Source organism: Pirellulales bacterium (genome assembly GCA_036499395.1).
Taxonomy (GTDB): Bacteria; Planctomycetota; Planctomycetia; order Pirellulales; family JACPPG01; genus JACPPG01.
The window spans coordinates 1-25,919 of sequence record DASYDW010000018.1 but is presented as its reverse complement, the minus strand read 5'-3'; the positions used below and the strand labels follow the sequence as shown (position 1 = coordinate 25,919).

Here is a 25,919-nt window from a genome sequence, read left to right as displayed (position 1 = left end):
GCGAGCGCCGCCAAACTTGTCACAGACTGACAAGCTTTCAGGTCTGCGGGATGGCGACCCGCTCGCCTCCCTTCATGGCCGACTGATGGGCACAAATGCCGGTCATCGTCCAATTGGCACTGGTGCCGGCGTCAGGGCGCGGCGGACGGTCTTCAACGATGGCGCTTAGAAACTCGTGCGCCAGATGCGGGTGCGAGCCGCCATGACCGCTCCCTTGAATGAACGACAGGTGCTGCGCCTCGTCCGCGTCGTACACACCCTTGGTCGTGAATTTACGAATCCCCTCAGGCAGCAAGTGCGCGAAGTCGGGCACCGTCACGCGCTCGGGTGTTTCACCCCGGTGCAACACGCATGGCTCGTGCTCGATGCGCGTCCACTCGAAGGTCACCTTGTCACCGTAGACGTCGAAGCTTTCGATGTACTGCCGCGCGGTCTCGAACAGGCTGCGCGTCACTTCGCAGCACAGCGGCGAATCGGCCATGCGGATCGTGGCGGTCTCGACGGCGAAGGGCGAACCATATTTTGCCGTCAGTTGTTCGCTGATCCGGCCTGAGCCGTGACAAACAACGCTTTCGGCCCGCTTGTTCGGCAAATGCAAGCAAGGGCTGACGCAATGCGTGGCGTAATGCATCGGGGGCAGCCCTTCCCAGTAACCAGGCCAGCCGGCCATCTCTTGCTGGTGCGCACCGCGCAAAAACTGAAGCCGCCCCAGCTCGCCGCTCTCGTAGAGTTGCTTGACGTAAAGAAACTCGCGGCTATAGACCACGGTCTCCATCATCATGTAATGCTTGCCGCTTTTGCGCTGTGCCTCGACGATAGCCAGGCATTCTTCGACCGTGGTCCCCATCGGCACCGTGCAGGCCACGTGCTTGCCGGCGCGCAAGCCCGCCAGGCTTTGCGGGGCATGATCGGGGATCGGCGTGTTGATGTGTACGACGTCGACGTCGGGATCGGCCAACACGTCTTCGTATTTCGTATATCGCTTGGCGATGCCAAAATGGTCGCCGATCTGTTTCAGCTTTTTGGGCGAGCGTTGACAGATGGCATGCATCTCGGCGTGCGGATGATTCTGGTAGATCGGGATGAACTCAGCCCCGAATCCCAGACCAATAATCGCCACGCGTACTTTTTTGGGGCTTGCCATGAGTGTGCTGCTCCGCTCGTTCGAATCGGCCTCAAGTTGCAGACGGCGCGCGATGCGTTCCCTGGGAACCGAAAGATAACTGGCGTTGAAAACGTGGGCCCAGATTACAATACGAGTCGTGGCGAAGCAAGAAACCTGCCAACTCCATGCTCCGGCAATTGGCGATGAAAATCACTCGTTATCTGTCACCAGTTGTTGCGTACTTTGCAGTATTGGGCAGCCTCACAGATGCCATTTGCGCACCGCCGCAATGGAAAGCGAATCTCATTGAGAGCCTGCAGACAGAGATGCCAGCGGGCTGGCGGGCTACCCTCGCCAACGGACAAATTCGGATCGACCGTGCCGAACCGGTCCTTGTGTACAACGCTATTGGGTTGCCAGGCTTCTTGGATGATGCGGCACAAGACCGGTACATCCGGTCAATTGCTCGGCGAACGACGTTCGTCATTGAGCTCCAACCGGGCGACCCCATGTCCGACGAGGAGTTTTCCAAGGCCTTCAACGGCAACGATGCAGCAGTCGAGAGAGCTCGTGCCGCAACTGCTGATCCGAAGCTACTGCCTGACCAGGCATTCTGGAAGGCACATCTAGAGTACGGGTACAAAAAGCTGCCGACCTTTCGTTATGAGAACCAATCGGTCTTCATGAATTGCCCGTATCTCGGCGCTCCGTGGAACGTCTGGCCGTCCAAAACAGCAATAGAGTGCCAGGATGTCGTCGACGTAATCGGGCGAAAGTTCAGTCGCTACCGACGCGAAATCGATCGTCAATGACCGAACAACAAAACGCGCCGGACGATTATCGCTGGCTCACGTCCGCGGACGGCGAGGCATGGTTGGCCAAGGCAGGCGTCGATCGACGTTCGACGCTCATCGTGACGGCCGAATTGCGCAGGCAGTTATCCCCCGAACGTACGCACCTGGTGCTGGAACAAGTCGAGCTGCGCCGCCGAGCCCGGCAAAAGTTTTCGGCCGCCGAGGGAATGTTCTTCACGCCCATCGGCTTGGAGCAGGCAACCGACGAGTTCGTCGCGTCGTACAAGGCCAGGCGGTTTCCAACAGGGGCGCCGGTCGCCGACCTTTGTTGCGGCATCGGGGGCGATCTGTTGGCGCTCGCTGCGCGCGGGCCGGTGACGGGCGTCGATCGTGACCCGGCCGTGGCCGTGATCGCCGCAGCGAATGCCAAGGCTGTCTTGCCGCAAGCCACGGTGACGGTCGCAACGACTGACGTCGACAGATTCGATATTCATGAGTTCGCCGCCTGGCATATCGATCCCGATCGCCGCCCCGAAGGGCGGCGCACCACGCGCGTCGACCTGCACGAGCCGGGCCCCGAGGTTATCGATCGGTTGCGCCGCAAATGCGGCGCAGGAAGCATTAAGCTTGCGCCGGCCGCGACGCTGCCCGATGCCTGGCCGGCCGAGGCCGAGCTGGAATGGATCAGTCGTGGCGGCGAGTGCCGGCAACTGGTTTGCTGGTTCGGCTCGCTTGCCCGTGATGTTGGTAGACGTCGAGCCAGCATCATCGATCCGCGCGCCGCGGAAGTGCGCTCGATCACAGGCGCAGGCGACGAGCATCCCCCGAAAGCCGACGCGTTAGGGCAATACCTCTACGAACCGGATGCGGCGGTGCTGGCCGCGGAGCTAACCGCGGACCTGGCCGCGGAGCACGACCTGGCGGCGATCACGTACGGAATCGGCTATCTGACCGGAGATCGCGTGCTCGCCGATCCGGCGCTCGCCGGCTTCGCGATTCACGAGGTATTGCCGCTCGATCGGCGCCGTTTGCGCGCCGTGATGCGCGAGCGCCGCATCGGCCGGTTGGAAATCAAGAAACGCGGTGTCGATATCGATATCGAGAAGCTACGGCAGGAACTAAAACTGTCGGGCGATCACAGCGCAACGTTGGTCCTGTTGCCGCGAGACGGCCATCCGACGGCCATCGTGGCCGAGCGATTATCGTAGGGTACTCTGTGAGCACCGGCGCTACCGAACGGCGTCGAAGCGCAGCGCACCATCTCAATCGCCCACCGCTACTTCTTCTTTTGCCCCTTCTCGATCTTGGCCCACGAGTCCTTCAGCGACACCGTGCGGTTGAAGACCAGCTTATCCGGGTGCGAGTCGATCATGTCGACGCAGAAGTAGCCTTGCCGCTCGAACTGGTAGCGGCTTTCCGGCGCGGCACCTGCGAGTGACGGCTCAACGCGGCACTCGCTCAGTACTTCCAGCGACTTGGGGTTCAAACTGTCGCGATAGTCGCCGCCGGTGGGAACATCGCTGGGGTCGGGCTGCGTAAACAAATGGTCATAAACGCGCACCTCGGCCGGCAGCGAGCGCGAGGCCGAGACCCAATGAATGGTCCCCTTTACCTTGCGGCCGTCAGGCGTATTGCCGCCGCGCGTGGCCGGATCATACGTGCAATGCAGCTCGGTAATTTCACCGGCCGCATCCTTCACAACGCTGGTGCAGGTGACCAGATACGCGTACCGCAAGCGCACTTCGCGTCCGGGGGCCAGGCGGAAGAATTCCTTCGGAGGATCTTCGCGGAAGTCATCGCGCTCGATGTACAGCTCGCGCGTGAAGGGAACCTTGCGCGTGCCGGCCGACGGATCCTCGGGATTGTTGATCGCGTCGAGCTCGTCCACCTGGTCGACAGGATAATTGTCGATCACTACTTTTAGCGGTCGCAGCACGGCCATCACACGCGGTGCATTCCGATTCAGGTCCTCGCGAATGGCGTTCTCCAGCACCTGCACGTCGATCACGCTGTTGAACTTCGCCACGCCAATGCGTTCGCAAAAACTGCGGATCGATGCGGGCGTGTAGCCGCGCCGCCGCAAACCGACCAGCGTCGGCATGCGCGGATCATTCCAACCGCTCACCCGATCTTCTTCCACTAGCTCCAGCAGCTTGCGCTTGCTCATCAGCGTGTACGTCAGATTCAGGCGAGCAAATTCGATCTGTTGCGGGCGGTAGATCGACAGGGTTTCGAGGAACCAATCGTAGAGCGGTCGATGATTCTCGAACTCCAGCGTGCAGATCGAGTGGGTGATCTCTTCGATCGAATCGGACTGACCATGCGTGAAGTCGTACATGGGGTAAATACACCATGAGTCGCCCGTGCGATGATGCGTCGCGTGCAAGATGCGGTACAGCACCGGGTCGCGCATGTTCAAGTTCGGAGACGCCATATCAAGCTTCGCGCGCAGGGTGCGCGAGCCGTCCCGGAATTCGCCCGCCCGCATGCGGCGGAACAGGTCGAGACTTTCGTCGATCGCACGCTCGCGGAAGGGGCTGTTCTTGCCAGGCGAGGTGAGCGTACCGCGGTACTCGCGAATCTGGTCGCCCGTGAGGTCGCAAACGTAGGCCTTGCCGGCCTGAATCAATTGCTCGGCCCAATCGTAGAGTTGGCCGAAGTAGTCCGACGCGTAGAACAGCCGGTCTTCCCAATCGAAGCCGAGCCAGCGGACGCTGTCCTTGATCGAATCGACGTACTCGACGTCTTCCTTGCTGGGATTGGTATCGTCGAAGCGCAGGTTGCACTTGCCGCCGTACCGCGCGGCCAGCCCAAAGTTCAAGCAGATGCTTTTGGCGTGCCCGATATGCAGGTAACCGTTCGGCTCAGGGGGAAAGCGAGTATGGACGCGGCCGCCGTACTTACCGGTGGCGAGATCTGCTTCAACAATCTCTTCGACGAAATTCAGCCGGCGCTCAGGCTCACTGCCGGGTATTGCGGCGTCGGACGTTTCCGGGGTCGAAGGCTTCTTGGCGTTTTCTTTTTTGTCGTGCATGCCGCAATTATCCAAAATTGCCCGGTCTGGCACAGGGGAGTTGGTGCAAACGTCGTCATTCTGCCTTCTTCCGGCTCCCCAGCAAGCTGCCGAAGCGCACGCCATAACCATCGGGATCGGCGACGGTGAAATCGCGCAGGCCGTAGTAGCGGTCGCCGATCGGCGCCACGACACGGGCTTTCATTTCGTTGCATCGCTTCCAGAAAGCGTCGACGTCCGGCACCATCACACGCACATTGGCGGCGGGGAAGTCCGGTACCGGCGGCAGCTTGGCCCGCTGATCGAGAAACAGCTTGTGCCCCTCCCAGGCCAGTTCCGCGAAACCACCTTGCTTGCGCAGCAGCTTGAAGCCGAGCTTCTCGTAGAACGCGACCGACGCTTCGAGATCGCGCACGAAAATCTCGGTCACCAATTGCTCGGTCGGCGCGACGTAATTCTTCGCTCGCGGCGGATCGACCGTATTGCCGAAATCAGGGGCCACCTTTACCTCCAGCGCCTTAACCAGAAATGCATAGCCGTCGGCGGCTTCTTCGATCAGCTTCGCCGTCGGCGTGCCGGCGCCGTGGCCAGCGCTGGTTTCGATGCGAATCAGAATCGGCGCGGGCCCGGCCTGCGCCCCCTGCAAGGTCGCGGCAAATTTAAAGCTGTGCCCTGGCACCACGCGATCGTCGTGGTCAGCCGTCGTGATGAGCGTAGCCGGATACTTCGTGTCAGGCCGGATGTTGTGCAGCGGCGAATAACTGTACAGCGTCGAAAAATCATCGGCATTATCGGCCGAACCGTATTCGCTGACCCAGGCCCAACCGATCGTGAAGCGATGAAACCGCAGCATGTCCATTACACCCACGCCCGGCAGCGTCGCGCCGAATAGCTCGGGACGCTGCGTCAGCGCGGCGCCGACCAGCAGCCCACCATTCGAGCGACCCGAAATGGCTAGCCGTGACGCTTGTGTGTAGCGATTCTCGATCAGCCATTCGGCGGCGGCGATGAAATCGTCAAACACGTTTTGCTTGCGCGATTTCATGCCGGCCTCGTGCCAGGCGCGGCCATACTCGCCACCACCACGCAAATTCGGTTGCGCGTAGATGCCCCCCATTTCCAGCCACACCAAGCGTCCTGGGGAAAACGACGGGGTCAGCGAAATATCAAACCCACCGTAGGCAGACAGGTACGTCGGATTGCTGCCATCTAGCGGCAGGTCCTTGCGCCGAGTAATGAACATGGGCACCCGCGTGCCGTCTTTACTCTTGTAGAAAACCTGCTCGGTCACATAACGATCGGCAGCAAAGTCGACCTTCGGCTGACGAAACACCGTGGTCTTGCCGGACGCAACATCGAAGCGATAAATCGTCGGCGCGGCGAGAAAGCTGGTGAACGAATAGAAAAGCTCCTTGTCGCTCTGCCGCGCCTCGCCAATCGCCACGGTGCCGATTGCCGCCAGCGCGATTTCTCCTCGCGGCGTGCCGGCGGTGTCGAACAATCGAACCTGGCTGCGAGCATCCTTCAGGTAGAGCGCGACGAGCTTCTTGTCCACGAGCGTGACCGATTGCAGCACGTCGGCCTGCTCAGGAATCAATTCTTTCCAGCCGTCGCGGTCCGTTGCCGTAACGTCGGCCGCAACCAGACGGTGGCGCGGAGCGTCGAGATCGGTGCGCAGGAAGAACGTATTCCCCTGGTTGCCGACGAAATCGTACTGCGCGTCGAACCCGGTGATCCACGGAACGACCTGGGCGTCCGGCTTCGTCAGATCGAGATAGAAAAGCTGGTTCTTCCGCTCAGTGCCGCGCCACACGCGGATCACCAGCCAATGGCCGTCGTCGGTGACCAGTCCGTCGAAGCCCCATTCTTTTTCGTCGCGGCGTTCGTAAATCAGTTTGTCTTTGCTCTGCGGCGTGCCGAGCTTGTGAAAGAAGAGCTTTTGAAAATAATTGACGCCGGTTAGCTTGGCTTGCTCATCCGGCTCGTCGTAACGGCTGTAATAGAAACCGCGACCGTCGGCCGCCCACGATGCGGCGGAAAATTTGATCCACTGCAGCCGATCTTCCAAATCGCGACCGGATTCGACGTCGCGAACGCGCCATTCCTGCCAGTCCGATCCGGCGGTCGCCAGGCCGTAGGCGAACAACTTGCCGTCATCGCTAATGGCGCTGCCTGACAGAGCGACCGTGCCATCGGCCGACAGCGTATTCGGATCCAGCAGCACGCGTGGCTCGGCATCGAGCGAGGCAGCAACGTAGATCACGCTTTGATTCTGTAGTCCGTCGTTGCGACTGTAGAAGAAACGACCGCCGCGGGCCGTTGGGATACCGTACTTCTCGTAGTTCCACAGCTTTTCCAGGCGTGCCCGGATCGGCCCGCGCTCAGGGATCGATTTCAAGTAGCCGAACGTCAGTTCGTTCTCGTCCTTGATCCACTCGCGCGTCTCGGCGCTGTCGGTATCCTCGAGCCAGCGAAAGGGATCTGCTACTTGCCGGCCGTGGTAATCGTCGGTCTGATCGCTGCGCCGCGGCGTGGGATAGATGATGCCCGACTCGGACTTGATGGCGATCGTCTTGTCCGGCGATTGCTCAGCGGCCAGGGCTACATCTCCCAATAAGATCGCCCCACTGCCGATTGCCATGCTGACCACAACCGAGAGAAACTTACAGCCGCAATATTGCCGATTCATCGAAGTCCTCAAGGGCTTATTGCGAATCGAGCGGGCGCAGGTTTGGCGCGATTCGCGCGATTTGCTTGGCCATGAACTGATTGACCTGGCTCGTCGTCTTCAGACGCATCGCGCCGGCCAGAATTTCTTCCGCATCTTGGATCGTTAGATGTCGCGTCAGGTCCTTGATCATCGGGATGAAGGCCGGGCTCATGCTGAAACTGCGCAGCCCCATGCCGATCAATAGGACAAATGCCCGTGGCTGTCCGGCCATTTCGCCGCACAACGTAACAGGCTTGCCGGCCCGGTTACAAGCCGCGATCACACCGCTGAGCACCTTCAGCACCGGCGGACTGAGGGGCTGACAAAGGTGGCTCACCTTGGGGTTATCGCGATCGGCGGCCATCAGGTATTGCACCAGATCGTTCGAGCCGATCGATACGAAATCAACCACTTCCAGCATCTGCTCGATCGACACCGCGGCCGCCGGCACCTCGAGCATCAGGCCGATCGGCAGGTCGTGTACGTTGTCCCCCTCGGCGTGCATGGCGCGGCGCACGCGATGCACCATAGCGCGGACGCGCCGCATCTCTTCCAACGTGGTAATCATCGGAAACATGATCCGCACATTGGTCGGCGATTTCGCCGCTTGAAACGCCGAGCGGACAATCGCCCGAATCTGGGTGGTAAAAAACTGCGGATGCTCGAACGACAGCCGAATCGAGCGCCAACCGAGAAAAGGATTCGCTTCGCGGTCGTGTCCCAGGTAGGGAATCGTCTTGTCCCCCCCCAGGTCCAGCGTGCGAATCGTGACACGATGGCCGGGGCTGGCCTCAATGATGGCGCGATAGGCCGCGAGTTGCTCTTCCTCGTCCGGTACGTTGGGATGCGTAAGGAACAAATACTCGGTGCGAAACAGCCCAATGCCCGCGGCCCCCATGGCGGACGCAGCGCGCGCGTCGTCAACGCTATTGACGTTCGCCAGCAATTCGACGTTCGTACCGTCGGCCGTCACAGCCGGCAGGTCCCGATTCTCGGCCAGCACGTCCTTCAGATGAATGAATTCGCGTTGCAGCTTGCGATACGCGCTTTCGGCTTCGGCATCGGGATTGACGATCACGTGGCCTGAGCTACCGTCGACGACCACGGTGTCGCCATTTTTCACAGCCTTCAAAATGCCTTGCACGCCGCTGACAGCCGGCACGCCACGGCTGCGGGCCAGGATCGCCGCGTGGCTCGTCTGTCCCCCAGACTGCGTGACAATGCCTGCCACTTCGCGCTTCCCCAGCGCCACGACTTGCGAAGGCAACAGTTCGCTGGCCACGAGGATCAGAGGACCGTTCCCTTCTTCCGGGTCTTTGGCCAGCACGGGCGACAGATGCCCCGACAGGCGAATGATGACGTCGCGGACGTCGACCAGCCGCTCGCGCAGATACTCGTCGTCCATGCGCGTGAAGAGCGCGGTGTACGCCGCCAGCACATGCTCGAGCGCGGCGGGAGCCGCTTCGCGCTGGTCGACGATCCGTTCGCGCACCTTGGCCGTGAAAGCCGGGTCATGAAGGATCGTCTCGTGCGCACGAAAGACGGCCGCCTGCTCGGCCCCGACCTGGGTGGCCACCTTTTGATGCAAAGCGCGCAAATCCGCGGCCGTCCGCTCGCGCGCCAGCTCGAACCGCCGCAGCTCGGCGAATATCTTGTCCTCGGCCAGACGACGGGTCTTCGGGTTAACGAAGATCTCGTGAATGCAGTACGCTTTCCCGATCACCACGCCCGGCGAGACGCCAATTCCCTTTCGCATGCCAAAATCGTAGCAATCCGCGGGTGTAGGAACAACGACGCACGGCCGGCGCTAGTGCCGGCCGTGCATCAATTTGCGACGTTCGCTGAGAGTGAAAGGCCGCGGTTCAGCCCTTAACTTCGATCTTCCGCTGCTTGGCCGCCTCGGCCTTGGGCAGATGCAGCTTCAAAACGCCGTCGGTGTATTCAGCCGTGATCCGACTACCGTCGATCTGCTCGCCGACTCGGAAAGTTCGCAAAAACTCGCCGACGCCGTATTCACGCAGCAAGTAGTTCGTCTCGCCCGTTTGGCGTGCGGCGACCGGCGCTCGCACGGTCAATTGGCCACCCTCGAACTGAACGTCGATCTGATTGGCCACGGCTCCTGGCACATTAGCAAAAATCAACAATTCGTCGGCCAGTTCCAAAATATCGACGCTCGGCCGAAAAACTCGCGACTCGGGACCGCGCGTGCGGCACCCCTGCTGATTTTGAACGTCTTTTTCAACGGTTGCTTCGCTAGTCATAGATTTATCTCCTCGGGACCGCCATGCGCGGCGCCATTGCAATTCGGAAAGGTTGATACGCTTCTGCGGAACGTTCGAACGAAGGGCGATTACTGTTGCCCGCCGGTCTGAACTTCGATCTTGCGCGGTCGCGCCGAGAGGGCCTTCGGCAGCTTCAACAACAAGACGCCGTCGCGCAACGTCGCCTCGACGCTGTTGGCGTCGACTTCATAGGGCAACCGCAGCGTTCGCGAGAACTCGCCCACGCCGCGCTCGCGTCGGTAGTAGGCCCCTCCATCGGCGGCCGCTGGCGACCGGCGACCACGAATCGTCAGCTCGTCCCCGGTGACCGAGACGTCGACGTCCTCGCTCTTTGTGCCCGGCAGCTCGGCCTCGGCGAAGAGTTGCTCGCCTTCCTCCCAAACGTTGACGGCCGGGAAAACACGCCCCTGCGTCCAGGGAGTCGACGCCCCTTGCGATCCAAAAAAATCACCCATTGCGCGTTCGACTTCACCGCGCAATTGCCAAAATGGATACCTGCTGTGCGCGCGCCAACGAACCATGAAACACCTCCTCGGGAAACGGGATAGGCCGACCGGCCAAAGGGCCGGAACCGGCCATTTGTGACATGCTTTTCTGTCCGGCATCCTGGAAAAGCAAAGTGTGTGCCGGAGAAAGTCTCTCGTATCCTTAGCCACTGCTGCGTAAGGACTTCTGGCGCGACCTTGGACTGCCAGGCCAAAGACAGACTGCCAATTAGGCAGGACAGCCGGCATTCACGGGGAAGTTCCTCGGCCCGATCGGGCTGTTGGCCAGGAAAACCAGGTCAGAAAGGCCGCGGCCGATCGTAATCCGCGGGAGCAGCGGAGTTTGGGCTGGTCGCTCGGCGGCCAGTCCCGATCCGTTGTAACCCGTTGCGCGGAAAAGGGTTTTCTGCGAAATGACGCCGCTTTTTTGCGGTTGTGAGCCGGAAGGAGCTCGCTATATACTACCGAGTCCGAAAACTAACCCCATGTTAGCGCGCGAGCGGTAGGAGACCCCGGCGCGCCGTCTCCGGTGCCTACCCTATGCGCTTTACGCTGATCGATCAAATCATCGACCTGACGCCGGGTGAGAAGATCACGGCTGTCAAGAATCTCTCGCTGGCTGAGGAGTACCTCGCGGACCACTTTCCGGGCTTTCCCGTCATGCCCGGTGTGTTGATGCTCGAGGCCATGACGCAAGCCAGTGCCTGGCTGATCCGGGCCAGCGAAGATTTCGCGCATAGCACCGTCGTGCTGCAGGAAGCACGCAACGTGAAATTCGCCAACTTCTTACAGCCGGGGCAGACACTGACCATCACGGCCGAGATTTTGGACCAGGACGATCGCCGGACCCGCCTCAAGGCGGCAGGGCATGTCGACGGCAGCTTGAACGTTTCGGCGCGATTGGTGTTGGAGCGGTACAACCTGGCCAGCGAGCGGCCGGATCGTGCGGTGGCTGATGATGTAGTGCGGCAGAAGATGCGCGAGCTTTTCTCTCTTTTGTACCAACCCCCTGTCACGGCCTCCTAACAGCCCTCACGTTACCACCGAGTCGCTGCGGCGATTCTTTGTGCGTGAAGGCCGGCTCCTTTCCAGCCAGTATCCCTCCTGCGAGTTACGGTTCACATGCGATTGGCGTCTCGAACAGCCTTGGTTACCGGCGGCAGCCGCGGCATCGGCCGGGCCTGCGTACGGGCGTTGGCGGCCGAGGGGGCCAAAGTCGCATTCGTGTATCACTCGCGGCAGCAAGCCGCTGACGAGCTGGCCAGCGAACTAGTTGGGCAAGGACATGAGGTGCAGGCCCTGCAGGCCGATGTCGCAGACAATGCCCGGGCCGACGCCGTGGTCGCGCAACTGCTCGAAAGCTGGCCGGGAATCGACATCCTTGTCAATTCGGCGGGAGTCATTCGGGACGGTTTGTTCGCCACGATGGACCCGCCACAGTGGCACCAGGTGATCGATACCAACCTCAACGGAACATACAACTACTGCCATGCCGTCGTACGGACGATGATGTCGCAACGACGTGGCAGCATCATCAATATCTCCAGCGTCGCGGCCGAATTTGGCTCGCGCGGACAAGTTAATTACGCCGCTAGCAAAGGGGGGATCGATGGGCTCACTCGCACCCTCGCCAAGGAGCTAGCTGCTCGCAAGGTGCGCGTGAACGCGGTCTCGCCCGGCATGATCGAAACCGACATGAGCGAGGTCGTCCGCGGCCTCGCCGGCGACGACTTGAAGAGCATCATTCCACTCCGCCGGGTGGGACAGCCCGAAGAAATTGCCAAAGTCGTGACATTTCTCGCTAGCGATGACGCTAGCTATATCACCGGACAAATACTGCGAGTCGACGGTGGGCTAAGCCTGGGGAGTTATTGAACGGACGTCGGTTGCACAAAGCACCGCAGAATTTGCCTCGCAACGGATTGATGGCAAACAGAGTCGAGCCGGGCAGCCGATGGATAAGAAGCGAGAAATTAACGAGCAAACAAGAGTTAACAGCGAGTCAAGAAGTGCGGGCCAGAGCGTGGGAAGCGGTGCCAGCACTGCGTCAGATCAAAGGTGAACCGGTCCACGATGTCTGCGAACGTAAACCGCAGGCACCTGCTGGGCTGACCGCGTGGGTCGAACCGACGCGTGCTAGTAGCAGATGGATTTAAGCAAATACTATGCGGCGGCGCGACGGCGAAACGTTCGCCCGGGCCAGGTCGCAGCAATGTGTGGGAGAACGCGAAAATGAGTGACAATGCCGAGCTGTTCAACAAGATCCGGACTGCACTGGTCGACGCCCTGGGCGTGGACGAGGACGAAGTCACACCCGAAGCGACCCTCGTCGGCGACTTAGGCGCCGAGTCGATCGACTTCCTGGACATCGTCTTCCGGCTCGAAAAAGCCTTCGACATCAAGATTCCCCGCGGCGAGCTGTTCCCCGAGGACATCCTCACCAGCACGCAGTACGTGCAGCAGGGCAAGCTCACCGACGAAGGTCTAAGCGAGCTGAAGAAGCGGATGCCGTTCGCCAACCTCGACGAGTTCAGCAAGAACCCGGTCGTGAAGAACTTCGTGAATCAGTTAACGGTGCAGGACATGGTGCGATTCGTGGAGTCGAAGCTCGCCACCACGGCCTAATGTCGGCGACCATCGCCAGGCGCGTGTCAGGAGGTCGCGGAACGCCTGGCGAAGGGGTGCTGTTGGCTCCCTATTGCGAGTGAATGCCATGCGCTGGATTTGGATCGATAAATTCGTCGAGTTCGAAAGCGGGCAACGTGCTCGTGCCATCAAGAACGTCTCGTTGGCCGAGGACCACCTGCACGACCACTTTCCCGGCGCCCCGATGATGCCCAACTCCTTGATCGTCGAGGGGATGGCGCAGACCGGGGGGCTGTTGATCGGCGAGACGTTCGCGTTCACGAAAAAAGTCGTCCTGGCCAAGATCACCAAGGCCGTGTTTCATTTTCCGGCCGTGCCGGGAGACACGCTGACGTATACCGCGGTGCTCGAAGATGTCCGCGACGATGGCGGCATGATTTCCGGCACCAGCCACGTCGGTGATCGCCTGCAGGGCGAGATCGATCTGGTGTTTGCCCACTTGTCTGACGACGGTCGCAAGCGAACATTCTTCGAACCGAAGAATTTCGTGTTCACCCTGAAATTGCTGGGTGTGTTCGACGTGGGCACGGGTCCCAACGGCGAACCCATCCCCGAGCCGCCAGGCCTCGCGCGATTGCGCGAAAGCGAACAACTGGCGGACGTACACGGAACGTAGCGATCGCGTCGCTGAAGGAGCCGCTCGTCATGAGACGCAGAGTTGTAGTCACGGGTATTGGTTGCGTAACCCCCTTGGGTACCGACGTCGACACGCTATGGCAACGGCTGCGCAATGGCGATTCGGGCATCGGCCGGACCACGCTTTTCGACGCCAGTAATTTCCCCACGCAGATCTCGGCCGAGGTGCGCGATTGGGACGTGTCGGCCGTCGGCGAGGATCCCGAGCGCTGGAAGTATCAGGGACGTCACACGCATTTCGCAGTCGGCGCCGCCAAGCAAGCCATCACGGCCTCGGGGCTGCTCGACGCCAATCTTGATCCGGGCCGCTTTGGTGTCTATCTGGGAAGTGGCGAAGGGCAGCAAGACTTCGGTCGCTTCACCCGCATGATGCTCAGCGCCATCGAAGGGGAATCGCTCGACATCTCGAAGTTCACCGAGACCGGGCTGGAAATTCTCAATCCGCTGACCGAGCTCGAGCAAGAACCGAACATGCCGGCCGGCCACCTAGCCAGCCTGTTCGAAGCACACGGCCCGAATCTGAACTGCCTGACCGCCTGCGCGGCCAGCAGCCAGGCCGTGGGCGAGGCTGTCGAGATCATTCGGCGCGGCGAAGCCGACGCCATGCTTTCCGGCGGCACGCACAGCATGATTCATCCGTTCGGCGTGACCGGCTTCAACCTGTTGACGGCCCTCAGCACGCACAATGATGCACCGACCAAGGCCTCGCGGCCGTTCGATTTGAATCGCGATGGTTTCGTGCTAGGCGAAGGGGCCGGAATGCTGGTGCTCGAAGAACTCGAACACGCCCGGCGCCGCGGAGCGCCGATCTTTGGCGAGATCGTCGGCTATGGTTCCACGGCCGACGCTTATCGCATCACCGACACGCATCCTGAAGGGCGTGGCGCAGCCCGCTGCTTGCAGATGGCTCTCGGCGACGCCCAGTTAAACCTGGACGACGTCGACTACATCAACGCCCACGGCACCAGCACAGAAGTCAACGACAAGGTCGAGTCATTGGCCATCAAGCGCGTCTTCGGCGACCAGGCCTACAAGCTGCCGGTTTCGAGCACCAAGAGCATGATGGGGCACCTGATCGCGGCGGCCGGCGCGACGGAACTGATCGTGTGCTTGCTTGCGATTCGCGACAATGTGTTGCCGCCCACGATCAATTACGAAACGCCCGATCCCGAGTGCGATCTGGACTACGTGCCCAACGAATCGCGCGAAGTGCGCTGCGATGTGGCCGCGTCGAACAGCTTCGGCTTCGGCGGCCAGAACATCACGCTGATCGCCTCCCGCTTCACGGACTAACGTGGCCTGTGGTGTCCTACACGGACAGCAGCCCGCGTGCGATGGCGAGCTCAGTACGATACGCCGGTTTTTCTATCCACAAGTGATACGAATTACACGAACGGGAAGAGGGAAGGACGAGACAAGACGCCTTCCCTTGTTCCTATTCGTGTTATTCGTGGTTGCCTCTTCTTGAATCAAGAAGACCGCGGCCGAACCGCGCGGCGCAAAAAAACAGGAGACACTCTGCTGCGCTTCCGCCAGCGGCAGAGTGTCTCCTTCAGGTCCCCCCGACTTGATTTCGTCTCAGGCCCGGATCAGGGTCCGATGCCGCGTGGATTGGTCGCCAAGAAATCGCGCGGACCACGCGTTGTGTAATACGGATAGGCTACGGCGCCCGTCGTTGGACCGGCGAAGGCCGAGCCATCGTCCATGGGGCCGCCCCCCGAAGCACGCGCACAGCCCGGCGAACAATCGCCCCCACCACAGTTACCAGTCGCGCAACCGCCCGGACCACAGGCGCCGCCGCCAGGGTTGTAACCAGGCGCGCAACCACCGGGATAGGGCCCGCATTTGCCGCAGCACGCTGCGCAGCCGCCGTGGCCAAAGATCCGGTCGAACAAGCAGCAGCCGGAACTAGAGCCAACGAGCGCCGCCAGGCTGACGGCTAGCAATAACCTCTTCATGTGCCGAATTTCCTTATTCGCTCGGACGACGGCTCGACGCCCCCGGTTGGCATCAGCCAGTCGATCCTCTCCAGCGATCCGCTAGCAGCGCGGCCGATCGACTCGATCAAGCCCGTCCACTGCAATCCCCCCCGGGAAATCTGCAAGGCAGCACGACGGAGATCGCCGCCAGAGCGCCCCCCCGCGCGGACGTTCCCGCACGGCCAAGGCCGGCAGCCTGAATCCTCTCAATTGTCGCGCCCGCCACGATTTGTCTTGTGGTCGTGGGCCCATAATGCCCGGCGATTGCCAGACTTCAGGACCGTCTACCGGGGTTTATCGGACGGCACGAGCGGCAAAATCGAGCAAATCCGAATTACCGGCAGCCTTGGCCCGGCCTGAAAAGTCGGGGCGAATCCCGGCGTCCTTCGATTGCCGCTGCATCGCCAGGACGGGTCAGCAATGTGCCTCGGCTCTCAAGCTCGGAAACCGGGGATTCTCGCCGCGTATTCCCCGTCGGCGGGCATGGCATACCTTTCTGCCGCTGGCGACGCATGTCTATAATGACCGGGCGGCGTGGTCCCGGGGGGCGGCGCCAGCATCTGGTTACCCGTGGCAAGTGGCGGTCGCGGAGCGAACCAGTAGACGTCGATCATTTCGAATTTCTGCTTCGGTCAAGGAGACTTATGGTGCGCGCAAAGCTGTTCCTCGTCGCAACCCTCTTGGGTGCAACCACTATCGTCGCCGGATGCAGCCACGCTCCGAGCGAAAAGAAATCTGCAAACGTCACCCGCATCGAGCCGGGTGCTGACGCCCAGAAGCGCGCGCAAACCGCTTTGATCAATGCCAAGCCCGGCTCGACCATCGAGTTCGGCGCCGGCAAGTTCGAATTCGATTCGACCCTGTCGCTCGAGGACGTCAGCAACGTCACGATCCGCGGACAAGGGCAGGACAAGACGATCCTCAGCTTCACCAAGCAACAGCAAGGAACCGGCGGCGAAGGGCTGCGCATTACATGCCCCGAGAATGTCGCCATCGAAGATCTGGCCGTCGAAGATTGCAAAGGGGACGCCATCAAGGTGCAAGACACGAAGCGCGTGGCCTTTCGCCGCGTTCGTGCCGAATGGACCGGCGGTGCCAAGGAAACCAACGGCGCATACGGAATATATCCCGTGCTTTGCACCGATGTACTGATCGAAGATTGCATCGCGATCGGCGCTTCGGACGCTGGAGTCTACGTGGGCCAGTCCGAGAACATCATTGTTCGTCGCAACCGCGCCGAGAAGAACGTGGCCGGCATCGAGATCGAAAACTCGGTCAATGCCGACGTCTACGAAAACGTGGCCACCGATAACACGGGCGGCATCCTGGTCTTCTCGCTCCCCGATCTGCCGAAGAAGGAAGGACGCAACTGCCGCGTCTTCAACAACACGGTCGACGGCAACAACCACGACAATTTCGCTCCCAAGGGGAATATCGTCGCCACCGTCCCGCCAGGCACCGGCTTGATGCTAATGGCCAATGACCAGGTTGAATTCTTCGGCAACAAGGTCGAGAACAACAAGAGCACGGGCCTGTTGATCGTCAGCTACCTGATCAATCAAAAGCCGATCAAGGACGAGGGGTACGATCCCTACTGCGAGGGCGTCTACGTCCACGACAATAAGTTCGTCAACAATGGTGAAGCCCCCGCCGGCGACCTGGCCGGCATCCTGGGCAAGATCCTGGGTTCGCCGTTCCCGGACATCATGTTCGACGGTATGCGTGACGAAAAGAAAGTCGTCGACGGCGATCTGCCCGAGGCGATGCGTCTGCGGATTCACAACAACGGCGACGCCGACTTCGTGAATTTCGATGGCGGATCGTTCACGCCGGCCAATGTTCTGTCGAACAAGAAGCCAAATATCGTGCGTGACCTGGCGGCTTACGAAGGCCAATTGTCGGCCCTATCCCCCGTATCGATCGCCGGCGTGAAGTGAGCGCAATCGTGTGCCGATACCTTACTCGTTTCATCGCGCGTCACGGCGCGCGGTCGTTATTGCTATTGATCGCGCTCGCGGCAATCGGGTGCGGCACAGCCGCACCCGGGCCGCAGGCCGGCGCGCCTCCTGAGAAGTTGTCCGAATACGGCCTGTTCACAGGCAACGGCGCCACGCAGGAACCGGTCGAAGGGGTGATCCCCTACGACTTGAACACGCCGCTGTTTTCGGATTACACGTCCAAGTTTCGCTTCGTGCGACTGCCGCAAGGCACGAGCGCGAAGTACAACGCTGAGGACGCCTTCGATTTTCCGGTCGGCACCGTGATCGCGAAAACGTTCGCTTATCCGCGCGATATGCGCCAGCCGGAACTCAGCCGCCGCCTGCTGGAAACGCGCATCCTAAAGCACGAGGCCGATGGCTGGGTGGGCCTGCCGTATCTTTGGAATGACGAGCAAACCGAAGCAACCTTGGACGTCGCCGGCGGCACTCTCGACGTCAGTTGGATCCACACCGACGGCACCGAGCGGAAAAACAACTACATCATCCCGAACGCCAACCAATGCAAAGGGTGCCATAAGCAGGGTGATGCGATGACGCCGATCGGGCCGAAAGCCCGGCAATTGAATCGCGATTTCGCCTACTTTCACGGCGCCGAGAATCAGTTGGCACATTGGACTCGCATCGGCGCACTGACCGGCGCACCGACGCCAGATGCCGCCCCACGACTGGCCGTGTGGGATGATCCGCACAGCGGCACGCTCGATGCCCGGGCCCGCGCCTGGCTGGAAATCAATTGTGCCCATTGCCACAACCCAAAAGGTCCGGCGCGCAATTCCGGGCTTGATCTCACGATCGCGCAAACCAATCCCACGGCTTGGGGCATCATGAAGCCACCGGTCGCAGCGGGACGAGGCTCGGGCCGGCTCGCCTGGGACATTGTGCCGGGCAAGCCAGACGAATCGATTCTTGTATTTCGCACCGGCTCGACCGACGCTGGCATCATGATGCCTGAGCTCGGCAAGCGACTGATTCACGAAGAGGGGTTGGCCTTGGTGCGCGAATGGATCGCCGCCATGCCGCCGGCACCCGCGAATCCGCGCGATGGTGCGGGGGACGATTAGGGGGCAGGTACTATTCTTCAGAACGCGAAGTCAGGCCAAGCGCCCAGCGATTGCGGCGGCAGGTTATCGCGGTTCCGACTCCTCGTGTTATGCTGTGATACATGGTTGCTAGCATCGAATATATCGAAGGAGTGATCGCCACTTACCAGCGGGCGACCAAGGCGAATCTGGCATGCGCCGTCCGCGAGGGCAATGTCATCGTTCTTACGCCGGAAATCGGCGACGACGTGATGATCACGGCCGATCTGCACGGCAATCGGCGCAATTTCAACGCCATCAAGCGGATCGCCGATCTCGAACATAATCCGCGCCGCCATCTGATTCTGCAGGAAGTCTGCCACGGCGGGCCGACCTATCCCACGAACAATGGCGACATGTCGCACGGCATGCTCGAAGACGTCGCCAAGCTCAAGGCGACCTACACCGACCGTGTGCATTTCATTCTGTCGAATCACGAGCTGGCCGAGCTGACCGACTATCCGATTCTCAAGGCTAAGCGGATGCTGAACCTGATGTTCCGCCTGGGCCTGCAAGAAATGTATGGACCGGCGACGGAAAAAGTCCGCGAGGCCTATGTCGAATTCTTGCGCAGTTGTCCGCTAGGAGTTCGCCTGCCCGGCGGCGTATTCGTCTGCCATAGCCTGCCCGAGCAGGTCGAGCTGCGTGGCTTTGACACGGGCGTACTGAAGCGTCCCCTCGAGGCGCTGGATCTGAAAGAGAACGGCGACGTGTTTCGCATGGTGTGGGGGCGTGACTATCGCCCCGAAAACGCCAAGGCCTTTGCCAAAAAGGTAAACGCCACGACGCTGGTTCACGGGCACGAGCCATGCCCCGCCGGCTTCGGCGTGCCGAACGACACGCAGATCATTCTGGACTGCTGCGGCGAAAACGCGACCTATCTGATGGTGCCTCTGAATCGCACCTTCGAGCACGACGAACTGGTCGGCCGCATCACGAAGTTAGCCTGATTGGCAGATTGATCGATCGCTGCTGCTAGCACCCGCTTGCAAGCGGTCTTGGCCCATTTTGGCGCTTCTGCTACAAGTTGCGGCTTGGATTGCCAAGGACGGTCCAGCATCCTTCGCGCGGCGTTCTGCCGCGCTTGATCATACGATTCAATTCGGGTTTGCAGGGGGTTCAAGGATGAACAGCTATCGCAGGGCGCTGCGCCTGACGTTGCGGCATCGCTGGACGTTCGCCGCATCGGTCGCGTGCGCCATTTGCGTGGCCGTGCTGTGGGGCGGAAACATCAGCGTCATTTATCCTTTCATCGCCGTCGCGATGGAGGGTAAGTCCCTGCACGAGTGGGCCGATAAGTCGATCAATCACTCGAACGATCGCATTCAGCAACTCACCACGGACGAGGCCGAGCTGCAGAAGCAGTTGGCCGGAGCCGGCGAGCCCGATCGAAAGGCCCTGAAGACGCTCGGCCGCACCGAGCGCGAGCTCGTGGCCGAGCGGCGCTGGAATGGTGGCATGCAGTGGATACGCGATCGCGTCATCACTCCCTACATGCCGCGTGATGCGTTCAAGACGATCTTGATGATTGCGCTGTTTCTGCTCGCCAGCACGCTCGTGAAATGCTTATTCCTGATCGTTAACGCGATTCTCGTTTCGCGGATGGTGCAACTGGCGATCTTCGACCTTACCAAGACGTTCTACCGTCATACGCTGCGCATGGACCTCGCGCATTTTAATGCCGAGGGAGCCAGCGACCTGATGAGCCGCTTTACGTACGACATGGAATGTCTGGCCAACGGGCTGCGCGAGCTGTTCGGCAAGTTCATCCGCGAGCCGTTGAAGATGGTCGCCTGCCTCGCTGGCGCCGCCTGGATCAGTTGGCAATTGCTGGTCTTGTCGCTGCTCGTTGCGCCGCTAGCTGCGTTGTCGATCGGCGCGCTTTCGAAAGCGCTCAAGCGAGCCAATCGCCGAGCCATGGAAGAGATGTCGCAGATCTACAGCACGCTCGACGAAACGCTGCAAGGCATCAAGGTCGTGAAAGCGTTCACGATGGAACGCCACGAGCGCAACCGCTTCCATCAAATCAGCAAAAAGTACTACAAAAAGTCGATGAAAATCGCCCGCTACGACTCCCTCACTCGACCGCTGGTCGAGATGCTGGGTCTGGCGACGATTGTCGTGGCGCTATTGGCCGGTGCCTACTTGGGAATTAAGCAGGAATGCTTCCTGTTTGGCATCCGCATGAGCGAGCGTCCGCTGGAAATTCAAGACCTGATGGTCTTTTTCGGTTTGTTGGCCGGAGCCAGCGAGCCTGCCCGTAAGCTGTCCGAAGTCTTCAGCCGGCTGCAGCGAGCCAGTGCCGCGGCCGAACGGATCTATCAGCTCATCGATCGCGAGCCGACCGTGTTCGATCCGCCTCAGGCCCGCCCCTTGCCGCGCCACTGTCGCGAATTGGCCTTCGAGGGGATCCAGTTCCATTACTATCCCGCGCAGCCGGTACTGCAGGACATTAATCTGCGGATCGCCTTCGGCGAGACGATCGCGATCGTCGGCCCCAACGGCTGCGGGAAATCGACGCTTGCTAATCTCATCCCGCGGTTTTACGACCCCATCAAGGGAAGCGTGAAGCTCGACGGCGTCGACCTGCGCAACGCCCGATTGACGGATATCCGCTCGCAAATCGGCCTAGTGACGCAAGAGACGCTGCTGTTCGACGATACCGTCTACAACAACATCCGCTACGGCTCGCCTCATGCGACGCGGGCCGAGGTAATGGCCGCGGCCCAGCAGGCGCACGCCCAGTTCATTGAGACCAAGCTCGAGCATGGATACGAAACCGTCGTCGGCCCTCGCGGCAGTATGCTCTCGGGCGGGCAGCGGCAGCGGATCTCCCTGGCGCGGGCCATCCTCCGCGATCCCAGCATATTGATCCTGGACGAAGCCACCAGCCAGATCGACCTCGAGAGCGAGCAGCTCATCCACAAGGTGCTGGAGCAATTCACCCGCAATCGCACGACCGTCATCATCACCCACCGTATGGCCACCTTGGCACTGGCAGATCGAATCGTGGTGATGCAAGGCGGGCGAATTCTCGACGTCGGCGCGCATGATGAACTGATACGGCGCTCGGATCTCTACAGCCGCCTCTACAGCATGCAGTTCAAAGAAGCTGCTTGATCGTGCGCGATAGCGCGGTGCGCTGACGGCGACTCGAATGCCGTAAGAGGCCCATCGCAACGTCGCGCGATCATCAATGGCACGCTGTTTGCTTTAAGGGTAAACCGCGAGGTTTGCTGTATCGCTTTTCCAAGCTCTTGAAGAGGCTCGGGACAGAGCTATAGCAGTACGGGGCCGGTTATGAGAAGAGGCTAGGGGTGCAACGGTAAAGCAGTAATTGTTGGGTGTGCAATTAATAAATGCAGGGTCGCGCAAGCCCTAAATCCAACTTCGGCCGGTAAGCGAGGCACCGGCGACATACTGCTAAATAACGAGTCGAGAACCTACGGTAGGGCAGACGGTTCTCGACTCGTTCCGTTGTTTTAGGGGGTGTGTATCGAAATTGCACAAGTGTTGCGAAACGATACATTTTTGAGCGTTTCGATTTGGGAGTCATCATCGCGAAACTTGCCTTCTGAACCTTTCTCTGCCACGATTTTGAAAAAAAATTTGGCCCTCCCGAGCACGTGACCAGACGAGTTTGCGGGCATAGAATCGAGCGTGTGCGGTGAAGTTCTGCCGCTTACTCCAAAGCCGCTTTCGCCCAATTCTCAGGGCTCACGGGATCGACTTCGTCTTGGCAACGCAATCGCTCGTTTCTTCGCGCGCCGTCTCGGCCGCGATCTGCGTAATTCTTCTGGCCTCGACGGCCATCGCCGCCGAGAAAGCCGTGACGACGGCCCGCAATGCGCCGGCCGCGCCGCAAACCGATCCCGCGGCGAAGCCCGAAGCCACGAGCGCCACGACCGACGCCGAAATCATTGCCGCGATCGATGCGGCCATTCGCCAAGGGTGGAAAGACGCCGGTATCGCTCCTTCTCCGTCGGCGACCGATGGCGAATGGTGCCGCCGTGTCTATCTCGACGTGCTGGGGCGAATTCCCACGGTCGACGAACTGACCAGCTTTACCGCGACCAAGGACAAGCCTGCGACCAAACGCCGGGCCTTGGTCGATAAGCTGCTCGAGTCGGACAAATACTCCGAAGAGTATGCCCGCAATTGGACGGCCATCTGGACCAACCTGCTGATTGGCCGGCCTCCCGCGCAGCGCGATCGCCGCCGGCTGGTAAATCGAGACGGAATGCAGCAGTGGCTGCGTCGTGGGCTCTTGAAGAACAAAAGCTACGACGCCATGGTCTTCGAGCTGGTGAGCGCCACCGGATCGAGCAAGCCGGGCGAAGAGGGGTACAACGGCGCGGTCAACTTCCTGCTCGACAATCTGCAAGAAAACGCTTCCACGGCCACGGCCAAAACGGCCCGCTACTTCCTCGGCCTGCAGGTGCAATGCACGCAATGTCATAACCACCCGTTCAACGATTGGAAGCAGGATCAGTTCTGGGGGATGAACGCCTTCTTCCGCCAGACCAAGGCGCTGCGGACATTCGCCGGTCGGAATCAAGAAGTCGACTACGCGCGACTAGAGAACGAAGACTTCCCCGGCGAAAGCAACAAGAATCCAAAAGACGCCGAGATCTATTTCGAGCTGCGCGACGGCACCACCAGGGTTGCTTACCCAACGTTCGTCGACGGCACGCAGATCAATCACAGCGGCTACGCCGACGAAGTGAATCGCCGCGAGGAACTGGCCAAGCTGATCGTCCGCAGCGAGTACCTGGGCAAGGCCATCGTCAATCGCATGTGGGCCCACTTCCTGGGCTACGGCTTCACGAAGCCGATCGACGATCTCGGGCCGCACAATGCTGCTTCGCATCCCGAGCTGCTGGAAAAGCTCGGTAGTGAGTTCTCGGCCCACGGGCACGACCTGAAGCAACTCATTCGCTGGATCACGCTCTCCGAGGCGTATTCGCTGTCGAGCAAAGTCGGCCCGAAGAACAAGCGCGATGACCCCGCATTGGGCGAGAAACCGCTGTTCAGCCATTTCTACCTGCGGCAGATGCGGGCCGAGGAACTCTACGAGTCGCTGCTCACCGCCACCGAAGCCGACAAGACCAAGGGCAACTTCGAGCAACAGGAAAAGAGCAAGGGGTCCTGGCTCGAGCAGTTCACCATCGCCTTCGGCACCGACGAAGGGGACGACACCACGACCTTCAACGGCACGATTCCGCAAACGTTGATGATGATGAACGGCGATTTGATTCAGAACGCCACGAAGGACGAGCCGGGCAGCTTTCTCTACAAAGTGGCCACGAGTAACATGAAACCGACGGCCAAGATCGACGTGTTGTACATGTCGGCCCTGGCCCGCCGACCATCAGCAATGGAAATGCAAATGGCCAACGCGCTGCTCATGGCGCGCGGCGGCGACGGCATGGCAGCCCTGCAAGACATCTGGTGGGCCGTGCTCAACAGCAACGAATTCATTTTGAATCACTAGTGAATTGCCTGCCGCTCGAATGGCGGCGCAAATCAGGTACCGAGGAAATCGCCATGAATCGCCTCTTCCGCACGCCCGCTGGCATGACGCGACGTCATTTCCTCGAGCATCTGGCGGGCGCGTCGGCCCTGGCCCTGCCGGCGATCAATTTCACAAACTCGCTGGCTGCGAATACCAAAAGCCTGAAGCGGCACCACAAGGCGGCGATCCTGCTGTACATGGGGGGCGGTCCCAGCACGATCGATATCTGGGACATGAAGCCCGGCGCGCCGACCGGCGGCAGCTTCAAACCGATCTCGACGACCGGCGACATGCAAATCTGCGAGCATCTGCCGCTGATGGCCAAGCAGATGAAGCATCTGTCGATCGTTCGCTCGATGAGTACTCGCGAAGCCGATCACACGCGCGGCCGGTATTACATGCACACCGGCTACGTCCCCAATCCCACGATCGAGCATCCCGGCTACGGCTCGGTCGTCAGCCATGAACTGGCAAACCACATCAGTGACTTGCAGATTCCACCGTTCGTCTCCGTCGGTGGCGGAAGCGTCGGCCCTGGCTTCCTGGGGATGACCTACGCCCCGTTCGTCGTTGATTTCAACGGTGACGTGCGCAACGCGGCCACCTCACTGAAAGAGGATCGTCTGGCGCAGCGCATGGAGATGCTGGCCTCGATCGAAAAAGGTTTCATCGGCCAGAACCGCGGCGAAGCGGCCTCGGAGCACGCCAAGGTGCTGGAAAAAACCGTCTCGCTGTTCACTAGTAAGCAAATGGGCGCCTTCAAGATCAATAGCGAGCCTGCCAAGGTGCGCGACGCTTACGGTAGAAACGGCTTCGGCAACGGCTGCCTGATGGCCCGCCGTTTGGTCGAAGAAGGCGTCCCCTTCGTCGAGGTCGATTTCGGCGGCTGGGACATGCACAGCAACGTCTTCACGAATCTCGAACGGCAATTGGCCACGGTCGACAAGGGCATGAGCACACTCATGCAGGAACTCGACGAGCGCGGACTGCTGGACGATACGGTCGTCCTGTGGATGGGCGAATTCGGCCGCACCCCGCGAATCAATGGCACCGCTGGCCGTGACCACTGGGCCCGCAGTTGGAGCGTTGTGGTCGGTGGATCAGGCATCAAGGGAGGCACCACCGTCGGCGCCACCAACGAAGACGGTACCGAAGTCACGACCGATCCCTACAAGTCCGAGGATCTGATGGCCTCGGTTCTGAAAGCATTGGGCGTGTCGCTGGAAACCACCTTCACCAGCAAAAACAACCGCCCCATGAAGATCGCCAACAGCGGCCGCGTAATCAAAGAGCTGTTCGCGTAAGCAGCAGCAAGCGATCAACGCTGATTGCCATTTCCTGGCGTGCGCATTTCGCAGGGCGCCTCCGCGTTTCCGTGGTGAAAAGCTCTTTTTTCCTCTAGAAATTAGGCCAGCGTTTGTGGCATAGTCGTGCTTAGCCGATTTCGGCCTGAGGGCCGATTGTGTTTGTTAACGACGTTCGGCGGCAAAGTGGTCTCGTTCTTGCCCTGTCGCCCGTCCCGAGGACCTGGATCGCGCGATGCATCGATCTCGCGCGGTTTAAAGATCGCAGGACCCGCAAACCGATCCTTCCCTCACCGCGTGCAGGATGGAATCCGCCGAGTGCACGAAAGATTCAATCACTCGGCGCGATCGTTGCCACGCAGCGGCAGTAG

At 60.5% G+C, this 25,919-nt stretch carries 20 protein-coding genes; 13 read left to right on the top strand and 7 right to left on the bottom strand.

What is annotated here, in order from left to right; all coding sequences use genetic code 11:
• Positions 1-37: 37 nt before the first annotated feature.
• Positions 38-1,144: a Gfo/Idh/MocA family oxidoreductase gene (locus tag VGN12_03540; protein HEY4308504.1), complete on the bottom strand. Its 1,107-nt coding sequence runs from the start codon at positions 1,142-1,144 to the stop codon at positions 38-40.
• A gap of 164 nt (positions 1,145-1,308) precedes the next feature.
• Between VGN12_03540 and VGN12_03535 the strand changes: the two genes are divergently transcribed.
• Entirely contained in the window at positions 1,309-1,917 is a 609-nt protein-coding gene (locus tag VGN12_03535) for a hypothetical protein (protein ID HEY4308503.1), read from the top strand.
• Positions 1,914-3,107, top strand: coding sequence for a class I SAM-dependent methyltransferase (locus VGN12_03530; protein HEY4308502.1), 1,194 nt, complete (start codon positions 1,914-1,916; stop codon positions 3,105-3,107). The genes VGN12_03535 and VGN12_03530 overlap by 4 nt, the downstream gene beginning before the upstream one ends.
• Positions 3,108-3,175: 68 nt before the next feature.
• On the opposite strand, the gene VGN12_03525 is transcribed toward VGN12_03530, so the two are convergent.
• From VGN12_03525 to VGN12_03505, 5 genes are all read right to left on the bottom strand, one after another.
• Positions 3,176-4,933, bottom strand: a complete 1,758-nt coding sequence (locus VGN12_03525; protein HEY4308501.1) for a glutamine--tRNA ligase/YqeY domain fusion protein — start codon at positions 4,931-4,933, stop codon at positions 3,176-3,178.
• Positions 4,934-4,988: 55 nt separating this feature from the next.
• Positions 4,989-7,601 carry a prolyl oligopeptidase family serine peptidase gene (locus VGN12_03520; protein ID HEY4308500.1) on the bottom strand — a complete coding sequence of 871 codons (2,613 nt, stop codon included), beginning with the start codon at positions 7,599-7,601 and terminating at the stop codon, positions 4,989-4,991.
• A gap of 16 nt (positions 7,602-7,617) precedes the next feature.
• Positions 7,618-9,378, bottom strand: coding sequence for a phosphoenolpyruvate--protein phosphotransferase (ptsP, locus tag VGN12_03515; GenBank protein HEY4308499.1), 1,761 nt, complete (start codon positions 9,376-9,378; stop codon positions 7,618-7,620).
• A gap of 106 nt (positions 9,379-9,484) precedes the next feature.
• The gene (locus tag VGN12_03510) at positions 9,485-9,883 is read right to left on the bottom strand and encodes an Hsp20/alpha crystallin family protein (protein ID HEY4308498.1); all 399 of its coding nucleotides are present in this window, start codon (positions 9,881-9,883) and stop codon (positions 9,485-9,487) included.
• 89 nt (positions 9,884-9,972) lie between these two features.
• Entirely contained in the window at positions 9,973-10,425 is a 453-nt protein-coding gene (locus VGN12_03505) for an Hsp20/alpha crystallin family protein (protein ID HEY4308497.1), read from the bottom strand.
• Between the two features lie 504 nt (positions 10,426-10,929).
• On the opposite strand from VGN12_03505, the gene VGN12_03500 reads away from it, so the two are divergent.
• The 5 genes from VGN12_03500 to fabF all read left to right on the top strand — a co-directional run bounded on the left by VGN12_03500 (position 10,930) and on the right by fabF (position 14,964).
• Entirely contained in the window at positions 10,930-11,415 is a 486-nt protein-coding gene (locus VGN12_03500; protein ID HEY4308496.1) for a 3-hydroxyacyl-ACP dehydratase FabZ family protein, read from the top strand.
• Between the two features lie 96 nt (positions 11,416-11,511).
• Complete coding sequence (locus VGN12_03495) at positions 11,512-12,264, top strand: SDR family NAD(P)-dependent oxidoreductase (GenBank protein HEY4308495.1); 753 nt, start codon at positions 11,512-11,514, stop codon at positions 12,262-12,264.
• Positions 12,265-12,621: 357 nt separating this feature from the next.
• A complete protein-coding gene (locus VGN12_03490; protein HEY4308494.1) occupies positions 12,622-13,014 on the top strand; it encodes an acyl carrier protein in 393 nt (130 codons plus the stop codon).
• 88 nt (positions 13,015-13,102) lie between these two features.
• Positions 13,103-13,651, top strand: a complete 549-nt coding sequence (locus VGN12_03485) for a 3-hydroxyacyl-ACP dehydratase FabZ family protein (GenBank protein HEY4308493.1) — start codon at positions 13,103-13,105, stop codon at positions 13,649-13,651.
• Positions 13,652-13,680: 29 nt separating this feature from the next.
• The gene (gene fabF, locus VGN12_03480; GenBank protein ID HEY4308492.1) at positions 13,681-14,964 is read left to right on the top strand and encodes a beta-ketoacyl-ACP synthase II; all 1,284 of its coding nucleotides are present in this window, start codon (positions 13,681-13,683) and stop codon (positions 14,962-14,964) included.
• A 296-nt stretch (positions 14,965-15,260) separates the two neighbouring features.
• On the opposite strand, the gene VGN12_03475 is transcribed toward fabF, so the two are convergent.
• Complete coding sequence (locus VGN12_03475) at positions 15,261-15,629, bottom strand: hypothetical protein (GenBank protein ID HEY4308491.1); 369 nt, start codon at positions 15,627-15,629, stop codon at positions 15,261-15,263.
• A 665-nt stretch (positions 15,630-16,294) separates the two neighbouring features.
• On the opposite strand from VGN12_03475, the gene VGN12_03470 reads away from it, so the two are divergent.
• The 6 genes from VGN12_03470 to VGN12_03445 all read left to right on the top strand — a co-directional run bounded on the left by VGN12_03470 (position 16,295) and on the right by VGN12_03445 (position 25,548).
• Entirely contained in the window at positions 16,295-17,587 is a 1,293-nt protein-coding gene (locus tag VGN12_03470) for a parallel beta-helix domain-containing protein (GenBank protein ID HEY4308490.1), read from the top strand.
• A gap of 8 nt (positions 17,588-17,595) precedes the next feature.
• On the top strand, positions 17,596-18,711 hold the full coding sequence (locus VGN12_03465) for an SO2930 family diheme c-type cytochrome (protein ID HEY4308489.1): 1,116 nt from the start codon (positions 17,596-17,598) through the stop codon (positions 18,709-18,711).
• A gap of 101 nt (positions 18,712-18,812) precedes the next feature.
• Positions 18,813-19,679, top strand: a complete 867-nt coding sequence (locus VGN12_03460; GenBank protein HEY4308488.1) for a metallophosphoesterase — start codon at positions 18,813-18,815, stop codon at positions 19,677-19,679.
• Positions 19,680-19,854: 175 nt separating this feature from the next.
• Positions 19,855-21,849 carry an ABC transporter ATP-binding protein gene (locus VGN12_03455; protein ID HEY4308487.1) on the top strand — a complete coding sequence of 665 codons (1,995 nt, stop codon included), beginning with the start codon at positions 19,855-19,857 and terminating at the stop codon, positions 21,847-21,849.
• Positions 21,850-22,465: 616 nt separating this feature from the next.
• Positions 22,466-24,223, top strand: coding sequence for a DUF1549 domain-containing protein (locus tag VGN12_03450; protein HEY4308486.1), 1,758 nt, complete (start codon positions 22,466-22,468; stop codon positions 24,221-24,223).
• A 53-nt stretch (positions 24,224-24,276) separates the two neighbouring features.
• On the top strand, positions 24,277-25,548 hold the full coding sequence (locus VGN12_03445) for a DUF1501 domain-containing protein (GenBank protein HEY4308485.1): 1,272 nt from the start codon (positions 24,277-24,279) through the stop codon (positions 25,546-25,548).
• Positions 25,549-25,919: the final 371 nt, after the last annotated feature.

Bases quoted from the DNA above. Each gene is read 5' to 3' on its own strand.
- VGN12_03540 (HEY4308504.1), bottom strand. From the start codon at position 1,144: ATGGCAAGCCCCAAAAAAGTACGCGTGGCGATTATTGGTCTGGGATTC.
- VGN12_03535 (HEY4308503.1), top strand. From the start codon at position 1,309: ATGAAAATCACTCGTTATCTGTCACCAGTTGTTGCGTACTTTGCAGTA.
- VGN12_03530 (HEY4308502.1), top strand. From the start codon at position 1,914: ATGACCGAACAACAAAACGCGCCGGACGATTATCGCTGGCTCACGTCC.
- VGN12_03525 (HEY4308501.1), bottom strand. From the start codon at position 4,933: ATGCACGACAAAAAAGAAAACGCCAAGAAGCCTTCGACCCCGGAAACG.
- VGN12_03520 (HEY4308500.1), bottom strand. From the start codon at position 7,601: ATGAATCGGCAATATTGCGGCTGTAAGTTTCTCTCGGTTGTGGTCAGC.
- ptsP (HEY4308499.1), bottom strand. From the start codon at position 9,378: ATGCGAAAGGGAATTGGCGTCTCGCCGGGCGTGGTGATCGGGAAAGCG.
- VGN12_03510 (HEY4308498.1), bottom strand. From the start codon at position 9,883: ATGACTAGCGAAGCAACCGTTGAAAAAGACGTTCAAAATCAGCAGGGG.
- VGN12_03505 (HEY4308497.1), bottom strand. From the start codon at position 10,425: ATGGTTCGTTGGCGCGCGCACAGCAGGTATCCATTTTGGCAATTGCGC.
- VGN12_03500 (HEY4308496.1), top strand. From the start codon at position 10,930: ATGCGCTTTACGCTGATCGATCAAATCATCGACCTGACGCCGGGTGAG.
- VGN12_03495 (HEY4308495.1), top strand. From the start codon at position 11,512: ATGCGATTGGCGTCTCGAACAGCCTTGGTTACCGGCGGCAGCCGCGGC.
- VGN12_03490 (HEY4308494.1), top strand. From the start codon at position 12,622: ATGAGTGACAATGCCGAGCTGTTCAACAAGATCCGGACTGCACTGGTC.
- VGN12_03485 (HEY4308493.1), top strand. From the start codon at position 13,103: ATGCGCTGGATTTGGATCGATAAATTCGTCGAGTTCGAAAGCGGGCAA.
- fabF (HEY4308492.1), top strand. From the start codon at position 13,681: ATGAGACGCAGAGTTGTAGTCACGGGTATTGGTTGCGTAACCCCCTTG.
- VGN12_03475 (HEY4308491.1), bottom strand. From the start codon at position 15,629: ATGAAGAGGTTATTGCTAGCCGTCAGCCTGGCGGCGCTCGTTGGCTCT.
- VGN12_03470 (HEY4308490.1), top strand. From the start codon at position 16,295: ATGGTGCGCGCAAAGCTGTTCCTCGTCGCAACCCTCTTGGGTGCAACC.
- VGN12_03460 (HEY4308488.1), top strand. From the start codon at position 18,813: ATGGTTGCTAGCATCGAATATATCGAAGGAGTGATCGCCACTTACCAG.
- VGN12_03455 (HEY4308487.1), top strand. From the start codon at position 19,855: ATGAACAGCTATCGCAGGGCGCTGCGCCTGACGTTGCGGCATCGCTGG.
- VGN12_03445 (HEY4308485.1), top strand. From the start codon at position 24,277: ATGAATCGCCTCTTCCGCACGCCCGCTGGCATGACGCGACGTCATTTC.